Source organism: Anaeromyxobacter sp., assembly GCA_016718565.1.
Lineage (GTDB): Bacteria > Myxococcota > Myxococcia > Myxococcales > Anaeromyxobacteraceae > JADKCZ01.
The window spans coordinates 636,025-652,792 of the sequence record JADKCZ010000002.1 but is presented as its reverse complement, the minus strand read 5'-3'; the positions used below and the strand labels follow the sequence as shown (position 1 = coordinate 652,792).

Sequence of the window (16,768 nt, the reverse complement as noted above, 5' to 3'; positions counted from 1 at the left end):
GGCCCGGCATGGACTTCCTCGAGATCAGGCGCAAGGCGAAGGAGCGGGCGGCGGCGCGCGCCGCCGCCGCGCGCCCAGCCGGCTCGCCAGGCGGGTCCGCGGACGCCGCCCCAGCCGGCGAGGGCGCCCCCGCGTCCCCGCACCGGGCGCTGGCCCTCGACCCGCTCCCGCTCCCCCCCGAGGCTGGTGCGGGCGGTCCGGCCGAGGGCGGCCAGATCCCGCCGGCTCGGGCCGAGGCCGGGCCGGCCTGGCCGGAGCGGCCGGAGGAGCTGCCTCCTTCACACCAGGAGGTGGAGGCGGCGCTGGCCTGGAGCGCCGGCCCGGCCGAGGGCCCGCTCTCCTCCCCGCCAGCCGAACCCATCGGGGCGGAGGAGGCGGACCGGCTGGCGCGGGAGGCCCAGCTCCGCGCCGACGAGCAGGCCCAGGCCGAGGCCGAGCTGGAGGCCAAGCTGCGCGACCTGCAGGCCGCGCCGGACGCCCGCTTCTCCACCTACCGCCCCCGCGGCGGCCCGCAGCCAGGGGCCGAGGTCGGCCTGGAGGGCGACCGCGCCCCCGGCCCCGACGCCGAGCCGGGTCGGGGGTGGGCCCAGGCGCCCGCCGGGGGCCAGGCGCTCGCCCCGGCGCCGCCGGCGGGCCTGGTGGCGCCCGCCACGCCGGCCGGCGCCGATCCCCTCGACGAGTTCTTCTACCGCCCCGACGAGCCCGGACCGGACCTGGGGTCGATGGCCGCGCCGGCCCAGGCCGCGGCGGCCGCGCCGGAGCCGGAGCAGCGGGTGGAGTACCTCACCTTCCTGCTCGGGGCCGAGGTGTACGGCGTCGAGATCGGCCGGGTGCGCGAGGTGATGCGCTCCCCGCCCATCACCGAGGTGCCCAGGGCGCCGGCCGACGTGCTGGGCGTCATCACGGTGCGCGGCGAGGTGGTGGCGGTCTTCGACCCCCGGGCCCGGCTCGGCCTGCCGCCCTCCGGCCCGAGCGAGGGCGGGCGGGTGGTCATCGTGGACGACGGGGCCGGTCCCTGTGGGCTGCAGGTGGACGCGGTGGCCAGCGTGGTGCGGCTCCTGCCGGGGGCCGTCGAGGCCTGCCCGCAGGGCATCGGCGGCGCCGCCGGCGACTGCCTGGAGGGGATCGGGCGGGACCGGGACCGCATCTTCACCATCCTCTCGGTGGCCGGGCTGCTGCGGGCCGGCCGCCGGCCGGCCGAGGCGAGGGGCTGATGGCGGCGACGAACGAGCCGACGGCCGCCGACCGGGGCGCCAAGCAGGTGCAGCTGTGCACCTTCCGCATCGGGGGAGAGGACTACGCCGTGGACATCATGCGGGTGCAGGAGATCGTCAACCCGCTCCCGGTCACGCCGGTGCCGCGCGCCCCGGCCTTCGTGGACGGCGTGGTCCGCCTGCGCGGCGAGGTGGTGCCGGTGGTGGACGTGCGCAAGCGCTTCGGGCTCCCGCCGGTGGCCCACGGCCGCAAGACCCGGCTGCTGGTGGTGCACGTGGCGGGGCGGCGCCTCGGGCTGGTGGTGGACGAGGTCTGCGAGGTGCTGCGGCTGCCGCGCTCCGAGATCCGGCCGGCGCCCTCGCTGGTGGACCAGGGCGGCCCGCGCTTCTTCCTGGGGGTGTGCGGGGGCGACGGCAGCCAGCCCACCGGCCGCCGCGGCGGCTCCGGGCGGCTCCGGCTGCTCCTCAACGTGAAGGCGCTGCTCGACCCGGTGGTGCCCGGCGAGGCCGAGGCGGCCAGGGCGCTGGTCGAGGCGGTGCGACAGCCATGACGCTGCCCGGCCACCCCGAGGCGCGGCTGGCCAGCGCCCGCCACCCCGACGAGGAGACCCGCTACCGGGCCGTCCTGGAGCTGGACGGCGCCCACCCGGCCGAGCTCGACGAGCTGTTCGCCCGCCTGGACGACGAGAGCTGGCGGGTCCGCAGCGCGGCGGTGGAGCGCCTGGGGGCCCTGGCCGAGCCCGCCCCGGCGCTGGCCCGGCTGGTGGCGGCGCTCACCGGCGCCGACAGCCCCGGCGGGCGGGCCGCCGCCGGCGCCGCCCTGGTGCAGCTGGGCGGGCTGGCCATGCCGGCCCTGGTGGAGCGGCTGGGCAGCGGCGACGTCGAGGTGGTCCTGGCCGTGGCGCCGGTGGTCGGGGCGCTGGGCGACCGGCGCGCCGTGCCGGCGCTGGCGGCCCGGCTGGCCGCCGCCGACCCCAACGTCCGCGCGGCCGCGGCCGCGGCGCTCGGCCAGGTGGGCGGTCCGGAGGCGGCGGCCGGGCTCCTGGCGGCGCTCGACTCCGACGACGTCACGCTCCAGGGGGCGGCGCTGGACGCCCTGGCGGGGCTGCGGGTGGCCCCGCCGGTCTGGCGCCTGACCCGCCTCATGGGCGACCGGGCGCTGCGTCCCGCCGCCTACCGCACCCTGGGCCCGAGCGACGACGCGGCGGCGCTGGAGGTGCTGGCCGGCGGCCTGTCGGAGCGGTCGCGCTCCGCCCGCGAGGCGGCCCTGGGCGCCATCGGCCAGCAGCGCGCTCGGCGCGGGCCGGAGGCCCTGGTCCGCCTGGCCGCCGGCGCGCGCGCCGCCGCCGCACAGGATCCGTCGGTGGCCGAGGCCTGCGTGGCCGCGCTGGCCTCGGAGGAGCCCTTCGTCGCGGCGGGCGCCCTGACGGTGCTGGCCTGGGTGGGCGACGCCCGCCACGGCCCGGCCATGGCCAGGCTGGCCGGCGACGACCGCCACCGGCCGCTGGTGGAGGAGGCGCTCGACGCCCTGCCGCGCGGCAGCGAGCTCCTGGCCGCGCTGGCCGGCGTGCTGCCGGAGCTCTCGCCGCTGGCGCGGGTCACCGTCCACGGGGCCCTGGCCGGCGCGGGGCAGGCCGAGGCGCTCCAGTCGCTGGTCTACGGGGCGAGCGACCTCGACCCGCAGGTCCAGGCCGAGGCCATCGCCGCCCTGGGCCGCCTGGGCGACGCGCGGGCCGTGCCGGCCCTGGGCGGGCTGCTGGGCGACGACCTGCCGGCGCTCTCCGGCGTGGCGGCCTCGGCGCTGAGTCGCATCGCCCAGCGCTCGCCGGAGGGGCGCAGCGCGGTGCTGGTGGAGTGCCGGACCCGCGCGGCGGCCAGCCCCTCGGCGGCCATCTATCGCATCCTGGGGGCGGCCGGCGAGGGCGAGGACCTGCGGCTGGTGCGGCAGGGGCTGGCGGGCGGCGCCGTGGTGCGGCGCATGGCGGCGGCCGGCGCGGTGGCGGCCATCGGCCAGCGCGGCCTGCTGCGCGGCGAGCACGTGCCGGAGCTGATCGACGCCCTGTCGGACCCCGCCTGGGCGGTGCGGGCCTCGGCGGCGCGCGCCTTCGTGGCGCTGGCCGAGGCCAACGCCGACCGGCGGCTCGGCGATCCGGAGGAGGGCGAGCACCCGCTCTGCGTCCACGCCATGGCGGCGCTCACCGTGGCCCTCACCGACCCCGAGCCGGCCGTCCAGGCCGCGGCGGTGGACGCCCTGGGCGCCTGCGGCCGGCCCGAGCACGCCGCCCGCATCGCCGCCGTGGTGACCGGGACGGCGCCACCCCAGGTGGTGGTGGCCGGCCTGCACGCCCTCTCGCGCTTCGGCCCGGCGCCGGTCGAGCTGGTGGAGCGCGCCCTGGGCCACGCCGACCCGGAGGTGGCGAAGGAGGCCGTGGCCGCGGCCGGGGGCCTGCCGGGCCAGGAGGGGCGCCGCCTGCTCGGCCTGGCGGCGGCCAGCCCGCGCTGGGACGTGCGCCACGCGGCGGCCCGGGCCATCGGGGCCCGCGGCGACGCCGGCCTGCGCCAGCTGGCGGCCCGGCTGGCCGCCGACGATCCGGATCCCCTGGTGGCCAGGGCCTTCGAGGAGGCCGTCCGGGCGCTGGCCGGGCCGCCGCGGGGATGACGCCGCCCCCTACGTCGGGCCTGGCCCCGGCCATGACCGAGGAGGAGTTCCGCCTCCTGCGCGACCTCATCCACGCGCACTGCGGCATCTGGTTCCGCGACGACCTGCGGTACCTGCTGGAGCGGCGGCTGGCGCCCCGGCTGCAGATCCACGGCCTGCCCAGCTACCTGGACTACCACCGCTTCGTGCGCTTCGACCCCCGCGGCCTGGGCGAGCTCGACGAGGCCACCGACCTGCTCACCACCAACGAGACCTACTTCCACCGCGAGCCCATGCAGCTGCGGGCCTTCACGCGCCAGATCCTGCCGGAGCTGGCGCGGGAGCGCGCCCGCGAGCGGAGCCTGCGCGTCCTCTCGGCCGGCTGCGCCACCGGCGAGGAGGCCTACACCATCGCCATCCTGCTGCGGGCCTCGGGCCTCTTCGAGGGCTGGGAGCTGGAGGTGGTGGGCGCGGACATCTCGCGGCGCTGCCTGGCCGTGGCGCGCGCCGGAGCCTACGGCGAGCACGCCTTCCGCAGCCCGGAGGGCAAGGCCATGCGGCGCTGGTTCCACCTGCGCAGCGGCAAGTGGGTGGTGGACGAGGCGGTCCGCCGCACCGTCCGCTTCACCGCCGCCAACCTGCTGGACGACCGGGGCCTGGCCGGGGTGGGGCGGGTGGACGTGGCCTTCTGCCGGAACGTCATGATCTACTTCGAGGTGGGCGCGCGGCGCCGCACCCTCAAGCGGCTGCACGAGCGGCTCCGCCCGGGGGGCTGGCTGCTGCTGGGCCACTCGGAGTCGCTGCTCAACGTCTCGGCCGACTTCGAGCTGGTCCACCTCGACGACGACCTGGTCTACCGCCGCCCCCAGGCGGCCGGCGAGGTGGGCCCGTGACCGGCCCCGGGCCCCTGGACGGCCTGCGCGTCCTGCTGGTGGACGACTCCGAGGCCAGCCGCGGCGAGCTGCGGCGCGTGCTGGAGGACGAGGGCGCCCAGGTGGTGGGACAGGCCCGCGACGGCGAGCAGGCGCTGCAGCTGGCGCTGTCGGCCCGGCCGGACGTGGTGCTGCTCGACCTGCAGATGCCCCGCATGGACGGCTTCACCTTCCTGCGCCTCCTCATGGCGCGCCGGCCCACCCCGGTGATCGTCCTCTCCTCGCTGTCGCGCAAGCAGGACGTCTTCAAGACCCTGGAGCTGGGGGCGCTCGACTTCGTGGCCAAGCCGGAGGGGGGCGGCCTGCAGGCGGTGCGCCAGGAGCTGCTGCAGAAGTTCGGCGTGGTGCGGGCGCTGCGCGTCGACAACCTGGCCACCCGCCTGGCCGCCGAGCACGATCCCGCCGCGCCCCTCCCGCCCATCGAGCCGCCGCGCCTGATCGTGATCGGCGCCTCCACCGGCGGGCCCGGGGCGCTGCAGGCGCTGCTGGCGGCCCTTCCCGGCGACCTGCCGGTGGGCCTGCTGGTGGCGCAGCACATGCCGGAGAAGTTCACCCGGGCCTTCGCCGACCGGCTGGCGCGCACCACCCCGTTCTCGGTGACCGAGGCCGAGGACGGCGACCTGGTGGCGGTGGGCCGGGTGCTGGTGGCGCCGGGCGGCAGCCACCTGGAGCTGCGGCGCGACCCCGGCCCGGACGGCGCGCTGCGGGCCCGCCTGGCCGCCCCGGATCCGGTCGGCACCCCCGGGCGGATCTGTCCGTCCATCGACCGGCTCTTCACCTCGGCGGCGCTGGCCTTGCCGCGCCGGCTGTGCGGCCTGATCCTGACCGGCATGGGGAGCGACGGCGCCGCCGGCATCCGCGCCGTCAAGTCGGCCGGCGGCCTGACCCTGGCCGAGTCCGAGGCGTCGGCCGTGGTATACGGCATGCCACAGGCCGCGCAGGCCGGCGGCGCGGTCGACGAGGTGCTGCCCCTCGAGGCGCTGGCCGCCCGCCTGATCCGCTTCGCCCGCGACACCTGACCCAGGCCCCCGCTTTGGCCCTCCTCCACGCCCTGGTCGTCGACGACAGCCCCTCCATGCGGCGGCAGCTCTGCTACGCGCTGGGGCGGGTGGACGGGATGGCCACCTCGGAGGCGGGCGATGGCGCCGAGGCCTGGCGCAAGCTGGCCTCGGGCCGCTACGACATCCTGCTCACCGACATCAACATGCCGGTGCTGGACGGGCTCAAGCTGGTGGGGCTGGTGCGCCAGGGGGGGGTGCACCAGCGCGTCCCCATCGTGGTCATCACCACCGAGGGGGCAGAGGCCGATCGGCGGCGGGCCATGGCGCTGGGCGCCAGCCAGTACCTGGTGAAGCCGGTGCAGGCGCCGCAGGTGGTCGAGGCGGTGCGGGCGCTGCTCGGGATGGGGTAGGCCGCCGGCCTACGGCGTGATGCGCTCCATCATGCGGGCGAACGGGATGGTCTCGCGGACGTGGTGCAGGCCGCAGATCCAGGCCACGCAGCGCTCCACGCCCATGCCGAAGCCGGCGTGCGGCACCGACCCGTAGCGGCGCAGGTCGAGGTACCACTCGAAGGCCTCCTTGGGCAGCTGGTGGTGGGCGATGGCCGCCTCCAGCGTGGCCAGGTCCTCCTCGCGCTGCCCGCCGCCGATGATCTCGCCGTAGCCCTCGGGGGCCAGCACGTCGCAGCCCAGCGCCACCTTGGGGTCGGCGGGGTCCTTCTTGAAGTAGAAGGCCTTCATCTCGGCCGGGTAGCGGTGGACCATGACCGGCCGGTCGTAGGCGTTGGCGATGACCGTCTCCTCGTCGCCGCCGATGTCGTCGCCCCACCGCATGGGGTGGCCGGCCTTCTGCAGCACCTCCACCGCCTCGGTGTAGGTGATGCGCGGGAAGGGCGGCTTGACGTTGCGGAGCTTCTCCACGTCGCGCTCCAGCACCGTCTTGAGCTCGACCTCGTGCTTGGCCAGCACCGCGCCCACCACCGAGGAGACGAACTGCTCCATCAGCTCCATGTCGCCCTCGAGGTCCATGAAGGCCACCTCCGGCTCGACCATCCAGAACTCGGTGAGGTGGCGGCGGGTCTTGGACTTCTCGGCGCGGAAGGTCGGCCCGAAGCAGTAGACCTTGCCGAGCGCCATGGCCGCGGCCTCCATGTAGAGCTGGCCGGACTGGGTCAGGTAGGCCTTGCCGAGGTCGAAGTAGGGCACCTCGAAGAGGTTGCTGGTGCCCTCGCAGGCGCTGGGCGTGAAGATGGGGGCGTCCACCAGCGTGAAGCCGCGGTCGTCGAAGAAGTCGCGGATGGCCTTGACCACCGAGGCGCGCACCTTGAGGACCACCGTCTGGCGCTGGGAGCGCAGCCACAGGTGGCGCTGCTCCATCAGGAAGGCCACCCCGTGGTCCTTGTGGCCCAGCGGGTACTCCTGCGACGGCCTGGCGACCACGGTGAGGTCGCGCACGTCGAGCTCGTAGCCGAGCGGGGAGCGCTCGTCCTTCTTGACCAGCCCCTTCACCGTGATGGAGGTCTCCTGGGGCAGGTGGTCGGCCTCGAAGAAGACCTCCGGGGTGACGTTGCCCTTGAAGACCACGCACTGGATGACGCCGGTGCCGTCGCGCAGCTTGAGGAAGTGCAGCTTCCCCTTGGAGGCGCGGTGGTGGAGCCAGCCGTGCAGGGTGACTTCCTGGCCTTCGTGCTTCGCGATGTCGGCGACGTGGACGGGCGGGAACATGGGGGCGCACGATAGCAGAGGGACGGCTCACGGGAACCAGATCAGCTCCAGGGTGAGGCCGCCCTGGAGCGCGGGCGTCAGGCCGGGGTCCCGGTCGGGCGGGTAGTGCTGGTGCTCGTCGAGCCGCCGCTCGGCCGCGGGGAAGACCGTCAGCCCGGCCGCCACCGCCAGCGCCAGGTGCGCCGACCGGTCGTAGAGGAGCCGCACCCCGGCGCCGCCGCCGTGACCCAGGACCGTGTTGTACTTGTAGCCGAGGAGGAGCCGGGCCTCGGAGCGCTCCCGGATCGCCAGCGGGACGCCCAGGTCGGCGCCCACCTGGAAGGCCGAGTAGCCGTTGAAGCGGATCGACCTGCTGGCGGTCCTGGCGTTGGAGAAGACCAGCACCGGCGCGTAGCCGGCCGTGACCCACCCCTTCACGGTCCGGCCCCCACCGCCGGCGATGAGGCCGGCGCCCGCCCAGGAGCCGAGGGTCGCGCCGACGCCGAAGGTGCGCTGGCCGCGGGGCAGGGCAGGGGGTGGGGCGGCCTCGGCCGGGGTGTCCGGGCCAGGCTCGGCGGTGGCCTGCCCCGCTGCGGCCTGGCCGGGCGCGGCGGTGGGCGCCTCGGCCACCTGGGCGCGGGCGCGTCCGGACGGCGCGGACAGCAGGAGGAGGGCGGCGACCGCGAGGTGGCGGGCGCGGCGGGTGGTGCGGGCGGGCATGTCGAGCTCCCTGGCGCCGGCCGGCGCGGTCGACGCGACCGACAGCCTGGTCCTGCCGGCGCCCGCAGGGAAGCGATTCCTGGCCGCAAGGCGCGCCGTCCGGCCACACGACGCAAATGGGTCGGAGCATTCCGGGCTGCGCCCTCCGTTCCCGGGGTAACCTCCGGGGTGCCTCACTCGGACAAGGGCGGACCCCATGCGCGTCGCCATCATCGGCTCCGGACCCGGCGGGTTCTACGCCGCCGAGCAGCTCCTCAAGCGGACGGAGGTGGCCGCCGAGGTCGACCTCTTCGACCGGCTGCCCACGCCCTACGGGCTGGTGCGCGGCGGGGTGGCCCCCGACCACCAGAAGATCAAGGCGGTGACCCGCGTCTTCGCCGGCACCGCGGCCCGCCCGAGCTTCCGCTTCCTCGGGAACGTGCGGCTCGGCACGGACCTCACGGTCGCGGACCTGGCCCGCCACTACCACCAGGTGATCTACGCCACCGGCAACGAGGCCGACCGCCGCCTCGGCATCCCGGGCGAGGGGATCACCCGCTGCACGCCGGCCACGGTCTTCGTCGGCTGGTACAACGGCCACCCGGACTACCGCGCAGCCCGCTTCGACTTCTCGGCGGAGCGCGTGGCGGTGGTGGGCAACGGCAACGTGGCCGTGGACGTGGCCCGCATCCTGCTGCGGTCGCCGGCCGAGCTGGCCCGGACCGACATGGCCGCGCACGCCCTGGAGGCGCTCCGGCAGAGCCGGGTGCGCCAGGTGTTCCTGCTGGGACGGCGTGGCCCGGCCCAGGCGGCCTTCACGTCGGGCGAGCTGGAGGAGCTGGGCAAGCTGGAGGAGGCCGACCCGGTGGTCGACCCGGCCGACCTCGAGGGGCTGGACGCGAAGGACGCCAACCTGGACCTGCTCCGCCAGTTCGCGGCGCGGCCGCTGCGGCCGGGGGCGAAGCAGATCCACTTCCGCTTCCTCCGCTCCCCCACCGAGGTGCTGGCCGGCCAGGACGGCGGCGTGGCCGGGCTGGTGCTGGAGCGGAACCGGCTGGAGCCGCGGCCAGACGGGGCGCCAGCCGCCCGTGGCACCGGCGAGACCGAGCGGCTGGAGGTGGACATGGTGCTGCCGGCGGTGGGCTACGCCGCCGACCCCATCCCCGGCGTGCCCCACGACGAGGAGCGGCGGGTCATCGCCAACCAGGACGGCAGGGTGGTCGACCCGGTGACGCGCCAGGTGATCCCCCACCAGTACGTGGTGGGCTGGGCCCGCACCGGGCCGCAGGGGCTCATCGGCGAGCACAAGCGGGGCTCGGGCCAGGTGGTGGCCCACCTGGTGGCGGACGCGGCGGGCCTGGAGGCGCGGGAGCTCCCGCCGCGCCAGGCCATCGACGAGCTCCTGCGGCAGCGCGGCGTGCGGCCGGTCACCTTCTCCGACTGGAGCCGGCTCGACCAGGTGGAGGTGGAGCGCGGCGCCCGCCGCGGCGCCCCGCGCGACAAGATCGTCGACGTCCAGGCGATGCTGGAGCTCCTGGGCGGCTGACCCCGGGCCGCCTGGGCGGCTGGCGATCGTCGGGTGCCTGGCCGCGGCCGCCCGCCCCGCCGGCTGCCACCGGACACGGGCAAGCCGCCCGGTTCTCGGCTAGAATCCGCGCCCCCTATGAGCATGAACGAGCGCTACGAACCGCTGGAGATCGAGGGCCGCTGGCAGCGCCGATGGGAGGAGGCCGGCACCTTCCGCGCCGGCCGGCACCCCCAGGCCGAGCCGCGCTACGTCCTGGAGATGTTCCCGTACCCCTCGGGCGCCATGCACATGGGGCACGCGCGGGTCTACACCATCGGCGACGCCCTGGCCCGCTACCTGCGCATGCGCGGCCACGACGTGCTGCACCCCATCGGCTTCGACGCCCTGGGCCTGCCGGCCGAGAACGCCGCCATCAAGGACGGCCGCCACCCGGCCGAGCGCACCGCCGAGAACATCGTCTCGTTCCGCGCCGAGATGAAGCGCATGGGCTACGCCTTCGACTGGGAGCGCGAGGTGGTGACGTCCGACCCCTCGTACTACCGGTGGAACCAGTGGTTCTTCGTCAAGATGCTGGAGAAGGGGATCGTCTACCGTCGCCAGGGCAAGGCCAACTGGTGCACCGGCTGCCTGACGGTCATCGCCAACGAGCAGGTGGTGGACGACAACCTGTGCGAGCGCTGCAGCTCGCCGGTGCTGGAGAAGGTCATCCCGGAGTGGGCCTTCCGCATCACCGCCTACGCCGAGCGGCTGCTGGCCGGGCTCGACGGGCTGACCGCCTGGCCCGAGCGCATCACCACCATGCAGCGCAACTGGATCGGCAAGAGCACCGGGGCCGAGGCCGACTTCGCGCTGGTGGGCGGCGCGGCCAGCATCAAGGTCTTCACCACCCGCCTCGACACCATCTACGGCTGCACCTACGTGGTGCTGGCGCCGGAGCACCCGCTGGTGGCCCAGGTCACCACCCCGGCGCAGCGCGCCGAGGTGGAGGCCTTCGTGGCCCGCATGCGCAAGACCGAGGCGGTGGAGCGGACCGGGGAGGGGGCGCCCAAGGAGGGCGTCTTCACCGGCGCCCTGGCCGTCAACCCCTTCACCGGGGAGCAGGTGCCGGTCTGGATCGCCAACTTCGTGCTGGCCGAGTACGGCACCGGCGCGGTCATGAGCGTGCCGGCCCACGACCAGCGCGACTTCGAGTTCGCCAGGAAGTACGCCCTGCCCATCCGCACGGTCATCCAGCCCGCGGCCGGGGAGCGCGTCCCGGCCGGCGACCAGCTGCAGGCCGCCACCACCGAGGACGGCGTCACCGAGGCCTCCGGCCCCTTCACCGGCCTGCCCTCGGCCGAGGCGCGGGCTCGCATGGGCGCCCACGCCGCCGCCGGCGGCTTCGGCCAGGCCACGGTGCGCTGGCACCTGCGCGACTGGGGCTTCTCGCGGCAGCGCTACTGGGGCACCCCCATCCCCATCATCCACTGCGAACGGCACGGGGCCGTCCCGGTGCCGCTGGACCAGCTGCCGGTCAAGCTGCCGCCGCAGGCCCTCATCACCGGCACCGGCGAGCCGCCGCTCGCCAAGGTGCCCGAGTTCGTCGACACCACCTGCCCCACCTGTGGTGGGCCGGCGCGGCGCGAGACCGAGACGATGGACACCTTCGTCGACTCGGCCTGGTACTACGCGCGCTACCTCTCGCCGAAGGACGCGACGCAGCCGTTCGACCCGGCCATGGCGCGCCGCTGGCTGCCCATCGACGTGTACGTGGGCGGCCCCGAGCACGCCGTGATGCACCTGCTCTACTTCCGGTTCTGGCACCACGTGATGCACGAGCTCGGCCTGGTTCAGGAGCCGGAGCCCTGCCAGCGGCTGGTCACCCAGGGCATCGTCAACGGGCCGGACGGCCGCAAGATGTCGAAGCGCTGGAACAACGTGGTGGCGCCCGGCTACATGGTGGACAAGTTCGGCGCCGACACGGTCCGCATGTTCATGCTCTTCGCCGCCCCGCCGGAGAAGGACATCGACTGGTCCGACGAGCAGGTGGACGGCCTGTTCCGCTTCCTGACCCGCGTCTGGCGGCTCTTCGTGGCCCGGCAGGCCAGCTTCGGCGCGCCGGAGGCCGCCCTGGCGCAGGCGGCCGGGCCCTGGCTCGAGCTGCGGCGGCGCACCCACCGGACCATCAAGCGCGTCTCGGAGGGCATGGAGGGCGACCTCAAGTTCAACACCGCCATCGCCGCCCTGATGGAGCTGGTGAACGAGCTGCAGGGGCTGGAGCCCGCCGCCGACGCCGAGCGCGCCGCGGTGCGCGAGGCGCTGCTGGCGCTGGCGACGCTCATGGGCCCGTTCGCCCCGCACGCCGCCGAGGAGCTCTGGCACGAGGTGCTGGGCCCCGCCGCGGGGGCGCGGCTGCTGGCCGACGAGCCCTGGCCGGCCTTCGACGCCGCGCTCTGCCTGTCCGACACCGTGACGGTGGCGGTGCAGGTGAACGGCAAGCTGCGCGGCACGGTGAGCGTGGCGGCCACCGCCGGCGAGGCCGAGGTGCGGGCCGCCGCCGAGGCCGACGAGAAGGTGGCCGGGTACCTGGCCGGCAAGGTGGTCAAGAAGGTGGTCTTCGTGCCGAAGCGGCTCCTCAACTACGTGGTGGCGGGGTAGGTCGGGTGGCCCGGACCCTCCAGCGGGCGCCTGCGGCGCCGCCGCGTTCCCCCGGGCGGGGCTCCGGTCCGGCCCGGCGCGCCCTCGCCGCGGGCCTGGCGCTGGCGGCGGCCGCCCTGGCGCCGGCGACGCCGCTGGTCCTGGCCGGCGCGCTGGGCGGCTGCGGCTACGCCGTCTCGGCCGGCCTCACGCTGAAGGGCGGCGCGGCGCGGGCGGCGGTCCGGCCCTTCGAGGACCTCTCCTCGGATCCAGGGGTGGGCGCCGAGGTGGCGGCGGCGCTGCGGCGGGAGCTGGCGCGGCGCGACGCCGAGGGCGGCGAGGGGGCGGTCCTGGAGGGCGAGGTCCGCACCGGCGCGGCCACCCCATCGCTGCCCGGCGGGGCCATGCTGCGGGTGGCGCTGACGGTGACGGCGCGCCTGACGGTCGGCGGCGCGGTGGTGGCCGAGCGGACGGTGCGGCGCGAGGCGGATCACCTCGGCGGCGCCGACGCGCTCGAGGGCGAGGCCCGCCGGGCGCAGGCGCTCCAGCGGCTCGCGGCCGAGGTGGCCCGCGAGCTGGTGGACGGCTTCGAGGAGTGAGGTGGAGCGGCCCGCGCCCCCTCGGGGAGGGCAGCGGGCGCGGCCGGCGGAGCGGCTAGGCCTTGGGCGCGGCGAGCTTCGCCACCGCGTGGGCCAGGCGCCCGATCTTCCGGGAGGCGGCGTTCTTGTGGACCACGCCCTTGGAGGAGGCCTTGCCGATGGTCCGCTCCGCGGCATGCAGCAGGGTCTTGGCGGTGGCGCCGTCGCCCTTCTCGATGGCCTCGCGGACCTTCTTGACGGCACTCTTCATGCCGGTGCGGACCTGGACGTTGCGGGCGCGACGCTTCTGCGCCTGCCGGTTGCGCTTCGTGGCTGATGCGGTGTTCGCCAAGACGGACTCTCCCTGCGTGTTTGGGGCGCGCTATGTACCGCCCGTGCCGAGGAGAGTCAAGGGGTTGCGAGACCACCCGCGGCCGCCTGCCAGCGGGGCGCCCACCCCGCCCGCGCGGGACGTGCGCGGCGCGCCTTAGAGCGGTGGGGCCGCGCGACACGCCCGCTCGGCGAAGGCATGTCCGGCAAGGGGTCGCGGAGCGGCCATCCCGCAGGCCCTTGTGTTTCAAGCGACCGGGGGCTCTCTGCGCCGCAACGCCGCGCCGCAGAAGCCCCCGGCAATCCGTGTGCCCGGACGAGTTATCCACCGGGAGGCGATCTGCGACTGACCCGGTCGGGATCCGGTGGAAGACCTGTGGATAACCATGTGGACGGGATCGGTCAACCAGCTGGAACAACAGAAGAAAGTGATGAGAGCCCAGGTTTCAGGCAGGTGTCGGGCTCGAAACGGTGCCGCTCCGCGGCAGGGGCTCGACAGAGTTATCCACCATCTTTCCCCGGCGGCGGGGGTACCTCTCCTGACGGGGCGGAAGCGGCCGATTTCGCTTGACGCTCCAAACGCTTCGCCTCGTCCCAGAGTCCGTCCATCTCGGCCAGCGTGGCGCCGCCATGCGGCACGCCGCGGCGCGCCAGCTCGTCCTCCACGAAGGTGAAGCGGGCCACGAAGCGGCCCACCGTGGCCCGGAGCGCCTCCTCGGGGGCCACGCCCAGCTTGCGGCCCAGGTTGGCCAGGGCGAACAGGGCGTCTCCCAGCTCGTGCTCGATCTCGGCGCGGCCGCCGGCGGCGATGGCCTCGTCCAGCTCGCCGATCTCCTCGGCCACCTTGGCGCGCGCCCCGGCCGCGTCGGGCCAGTCGAAGCCGATGCGGCTGGCCTTCTCGGTGAGCCGGTCGGCCCGCGCCAGGGCCGGCATCTGGCGGGGCACGCCCTCCAGCACGCTCTTGCCGGCGCCCTTCTTCAGCCGCTCCTCTCGCTTCAGGGTGGCCCACTGCCGCAGGACGCCCTCGGCGTCCTTGACGTGGCCGTCGCCGAAGACGTGCGGGTGGCGCGACACCAGCTTGTCCGAGATGGCGTCGGCCACGTCGGCGAACTCGAAGGCCCCCTCCTCCTGGCGGAGCTCGGCCTGGAAGACGATCTGCAGCAGCAGGTCGCCGAGCTCCTCGCGGTGGCCCGCCACGTCGCCGGCGTCGATGGCCTCCAGCACCTCGTAGGTCTCCTCGAGGGCGTAGGGGCGCAGCGAGGCCAGGGTCTGCTCGCGGTCCCAGGGGCAGCCGCCCGGGGCGCGCAGGCGGTGCATGATGGAGAGCAGGCGCTCGATGGACTCGGAGGCTCGCGACATGACCGCTCCTTAGCGCGAGCGGGGGCGTGCTACCATCCGCTTCTCGCGTGCCGACCCGGACGACGCCCCTCCTCACCATCACCCTCTGGCTGGCCGCCGCGCCGGCCCTGGCCCAGATCCAGGCGCCGACGCCGGTCGACGAGGGCGAGCCCACGGCCGCCGAGCAGGCCGCGCCGCCGCCGCTCGAGCCCGGCCGCCAGCCAGCCGCCAGGCCAGGTGGGCGCCCCTCCGCCACCGAGCGCGACCCCTCGCCCGACCCCGGGCCGGCGCCCGACCCGTCCAGCCTCGGCGCGCCGGACACCCTGCCGGCTCCGCCGGCGCCCCCGGCCCCCCCGCCGCCGGAGCGCCCGGCCGCCCGGGCCATCGAGCCGGTCACCGCCAGCTACCCGGCGCTGCTCGAGCACTGGGCCGCCCGCCGCCGCGCGCTGCGCGAGCAGGATCCGGCCGGCGCCAGCGCGGCGGCCACCGCCATCCTGGACGCCAAGCGCCAGCTGGCCATCGAGAACCTGTTCCCCATGGCCGCCAGCGAGGCCCGCCAGGCGGCCCGGTCGCTGGGCGCCAACCTCCCGGGCGAGGCGCTGGCCCACGCCGAGGTGGCGGTGCGGCTGGCCCCCGACCTGGCCGACGCCCACCTGGCGCTGGCGCGGTCCCGCCTGGCCCGGGCTCCCGGCGACCCGGGGCCGGCGCTGGGGGCGCTGTGGGACGCGGCGGGGGCCGCCGTCCGGGAGCCACACACGGTGCGCGCCTTCCTGGGCGACCTGGCCAGCGCGCTGCTGGCGGCGCTCTTCACCGCCTCGGCGGCCACCCTGCTCCTGCTGGCGCTGCGCAGCCTGCGGCTGGTGCTGCACGACTTCCACCACCTGCCGCTCCTGCGCGGCTCGGCCGGCGTGCAGGCCGCCTTCCTCGGCCTGGTGCTGCTGCTGGCGCCGGTGGCCTTCGGGCTCGGCCCGTTCCTGGTCCTGGCCACCGCCCTGCTGGCCGCCTGGCTCTACCTCTCCACCTCGGAGCGGGTGGTGGCCTCGGTGGCGCTGGCGCTGGTGGCGGCCCTGCCCTGGGCCGCCGAGGGCGCCGCCCGCCTGACGGCCTGGACCGGCACCGCCGCCGAGCAGGTGTACGAGCTGGAGCACGGCGCCCTGGACGACGCCGAGGTGGCGGCGCTGGTGGCCGAGGCCGGGGAGGCCCCGCCGCCGGACCTGGCGGCCGCCCTGGGCCGTCACTTCAAGCGGCGCGGCGACCTGCCGGCGGCCCTGCGCTGGTACGGACTGGCCTCGCGCGGCGAGGACCGGGGCGGCGAGGTGCTGGTCAACGTGGGCAACGTGCGCTTCCTGCAGGGTGACCTGGAGGGCGCCAAGGCGGCCTACCTGTCCGCCAGCGACCGGGCCGGCGCCGACCTGACCGTGCAGGCGGCGGCCCACTACAACCTCTCCAAGGTCTACCTGCGCGGCTCCGACATCGAGCGGTCCAGCGCCGCCCGCGACCGGGCCGAGCAGGAGGACGGCGCCTTCCTGCGCCGCTACGGCGCCGACGACGACTTCTCCGCCAACCGCTACCTGGTGGACGTGCCGGTGCCCGGCGCCCGGCTGCGGGCGCTGGCGGCCCTGGATCCGGCGCCGGCCCTGATCCGCGGCGCGGTGCTGGGCCGCCTGGCCGGCCCGGTGCCGCAGGCCGCCTGGCCCTGGCTGCCCCTGGGCCTGCTGGCGGCGCTGTGGGGGCTGGCCCTGGGGGCGCGCCTCCTCGTCCCATCCCGCGCCTGCGACCGGTGCGGCCGCCCCGCCTGCCGCCGCTGCGACGCCGGCGGCGGGCCGCTGTGCGGCCAGTGCGTCAACGTCTTCGTGAAGAAGGGCGTGGTGGACGCCCGCGACCGGCTCCGCAAGGAGTCCCAGGTCCGGCGCCACCGCCAGGCCCGCCAGGCGATCACCCGCATCCTGGCGCTGGTGGGCGGGGGCGCCGGGCACGTGGTGCACGGCCTGGCCGGGCGCGGCCTGGCCGCGCTGGTGGCGCTGCTCTTCGCCGGCTTCCTGGTCTGGTTCTGGCGCGGCATCCTGCCGCCGCCGCAGCCCTCGCCGTACGTGCTGTGGGGCAAGCTGGCGGTGGCGCTGCCGCTGGCCCTGGTGGTCTACCTGCTGGTCGTGCGGGACGCCTTCCGCCGGACCAGGGGCTGAGGAGGCGA

The 16,768-nt window shown here is 76.2% G+C and carries 14 protein-coding genes; 10 read left to right on the top strand and 4 right to left on the bottom strand.

Annotated elements, in window-relative coordinates:
- The first annotated feature begins 8 nt into the window (after positions 1-8).
- Genes IPO09_09685 through IPO09_09660 form a run of 6 tightly spaced genes read left to right on the top strand, consistent with a single transcriptional unit; the run spans position 9 to position 6,195 of the window.
- Positions 9-1,214, top strand: coding sequence for a chemotaxis protein CheW (locus IPO09_09685; protein ID MBK9517607.1), 1,206 nt, complete (start codon positions 9-11; stop codon positions 1,212-1,214).
- Entirely contained in the window at positions 1,214-1,765 is a 552-nt protein-coding gene (locus tag IPO09_09680) for a purine-binding chemotaxis protein CheW (GenBank protein MBK9517606.1), read from the top strand. The genes IPO09_09685 and IPO09_09680 overlap by 1 nt, the downstream gene beginning before the upstream one ends.
- Positions 1,762-3,873 carry a HEAT repeat domain-containing protein gene (locus tag IPO09_09675; protein MBK9517605.1) on the top strand — a complete coding sequence of 704 codons (2,112 nt, stop codon included), beginning with the start codon at positions 1,762-1,764 and terminating at the stop codon, positions 3,871-3,873. The genes IPO09_09680 and IPO09_09675 overlap by 4 nt, the downstream gene beginning before the upstream one ends.
- 32 nt (positions 3,874-3,905) lie before the next feature.
- Positions 3,906-4,745, top strand: a complete 840-nt coding sequence (locus IPO09_09670; protein MBK9517604.1) for a protein-glutamate O-methyltransferase CheR — start codon at positions 3,906-3,908, stop codon at positions 4,743-4,745.
- A gap of 14 nt (positions 4,746-4,759) precedes the next feature.
- Positions 4,760-5,803, top strand: a complete 1,044-nt coding sequence (gene cheB / locus IPO09_09665; GenBank protein MBK9517603.1) for a chemotaxis-specific protein-glutamate methyltransferase CheB — start codon at positions 4,760-4,762, stop codon at positions 5,801-5,803.
- 14 nt (positions 5,804-5,817) lie between these two features.
- Positions 5,818-6,195 carry a response regulator gene (locus IPO09_09660; protein ID MBK9517602.1) on the top strand — a complete coding sequence of 126 codons (378 nt, stop codon included), beginning with the start codon at positions 5,818-5,820 and terminating at the stop codon, positions 6,193-6,195.
- Between the two features lie 9 nt (positions 6,196-6,204).
- On the opposite strand, the gene asnS is transcribed toward IPO09_09660, so the two are convergent.
- Positions 6,205-7,509: an asparagine--tRNA ligase gene (gene asnS, locus IPO09_09655; protein ID MBK9517601.1), complete on the bottom strand. Its 1,305-nt coding sequence runs from the start codon at positions 7,507-7,509 to the stop codon at positions 6,205-6,207.
- A gap of 27 nt (positions 7,510-7,536) precedes the next feature.
- The gene (locus IPO09_09650) at positions 7,537-8,208 is read right to left on the bottom strand and encodes a hypothetical protein (GenBank protein MBK9517600.1); all 672 of its coding nucleotides are present in this window, start codon (positions 8,206-8,208) and stop codon (positions 7,537-7,539) included.
- A 196-nt stretch (positions 8,209-8,404) separates the two neighbouring features.
- On the opposite strand from IPO09_09650, the gene IPO09_09645 reads away from it, so the two are divergent.
- From IPO09_09645 to IPO09_09635, 3 genes are all read left to right on the top strand, one after another.
- The gene (locus tag IPO09_09645; GenBank protein MBK9517599.1) at positions 8,405-9,733 is read left to right on the top strand and encodes an FAD-dependent oxidoreductase; all 1,329 of its coding nucleotides are present in this window, start codon (positions 8,405-8,407) and stop codon (positions 9,731-9,733) included.
- A 117-nt stretch (positions 9,734-9,850) separates the two neighbouring features.
- Positions 9,851-12,352 (top strand): leucine--tRNA ligase, encoded by a 2,502-nt coding sequence (locus IPO09_09640; protein MBK9517598.1) that lies wholly within the window; start codon positions 9,851-9,853, stop codon positions 12,350-12,352.
- Between the two features lie 5 nt (positions 12,353-12,357).
- A complete protein-coding gene (locus tag IPO09_09635) occupies positions 12,358-12,930 on the top strand; it encodes a hypothetical protein (protein ID MBK9517597.1) in 573 nt (190 codons plus the stop codon).
- Positions 12,931-12,985: 55 nt separating this feature from the next.
- Here IPO09_09635 and rpsT read toward each other — a convergent pair whose 3' ends face one another.
- Entirely contained in the window at positions 12,986-13,261 is a 276-nt protein-coding gene (rpsT, locus tag IPO09_09630) for a 30S ribosomal protein S20 (protein MBK9517596.1), read from the bottom strand.
- 479 nt (positions 13,262-13,740) lie between these two features.
- Positions 13,741-14,598, bottom strand: coding sequence for a nucleoside triphosphate pyrophosphohydrolase (gene mazG / locus IPO09_09625; protein ID MBK9517595.1), 858 nt, complete (start codon positions 14,596-14,598; stop codon positions 13,741-13,743).
- 47 nt (positions 14,599-14,645) lie between these two features.
- Here mazG and IPO09_09620 point away from each other — a divergent pair, with 47 nt between their 5' ends.
- A complete protein-coding gene (locus IPO09_09620) occupies positions 14,646-16,760 on the top strand; it encodes a hypothetical protein (GenBank protein ID MBK9517594.1) in 2,115 nt (704 codons plus the stop codon).
- The last annotated feature ends 8 nt before the right edge of the window (positions 16,761-16,768 follow it).

Excerpts from the sequence above, each read along its gene's own strand:
- IPO09_09685 (MBK9517607.1), top strand. The coding sequence starts at position 9 with ATGGACTTCCTCGAGATCAGGCGCAAGGCGAAGGAGCGGGCGGCGGCG.
- IPO09_09680 (MBK9517606.1), top strand. The coding sequence starts at position 1,214 with ATGGCGGCGACGAACGAGCCGACGGCCGCCGACCGGGGCGCCAAGCAG.
- IPO09_09675 (MBK9517605.1), top strand. The coding sequence starts at position 1,762 with ATGACGCTGCCCGGCCACCCCGAGGCGCGGCTGGCCAGCGCCCGCCAC.
- IPO09_09670 (MBK9517604.1), top strand. The coding sequence starts at position 3,906 with ATGACCGAGGAGGAGTTCCGCCTCCTGCGCGACCTCATCCACGCGCAC.
- asnS (MBK9517601.1), bottom strand. The coding sequence starts at position 7,509 with ATGTTCCCGCCCGTCCACGTCGCCGACATCGCGAAGCACGAAGGCCAG.
- IPO09_09650 (MBK9517600.1), bottom strand. The coding sequence starts at position 8,208 with ATGCCCGCCCGCACCACCCGCCGCGCCCGCCACCTCGCGGTCGCCGCC.
- IPO09_09645 (MBK9517599.1), top strand. The coding sequence starts at position 8,405 with ATGCGCGTCGCCATCATCGGCTCCGGACCCGGCGGGTTCTACGCCGCC.
- IPO09_09640 (MBK9517598.1), top strand. The coding sequence starts at position 9,851 with ATGAGCATGAACGAGCGCTACGAACCGCTGGAGATCGAGGGCCGCTGG.
- mazG (MBK9517595.1), bottom strand. The coding sequence starts at position 14,598 with ATGTCGCGAGCCTCCGAGTCCATCGAGCGCCTGCTCTCCATCATGCAC.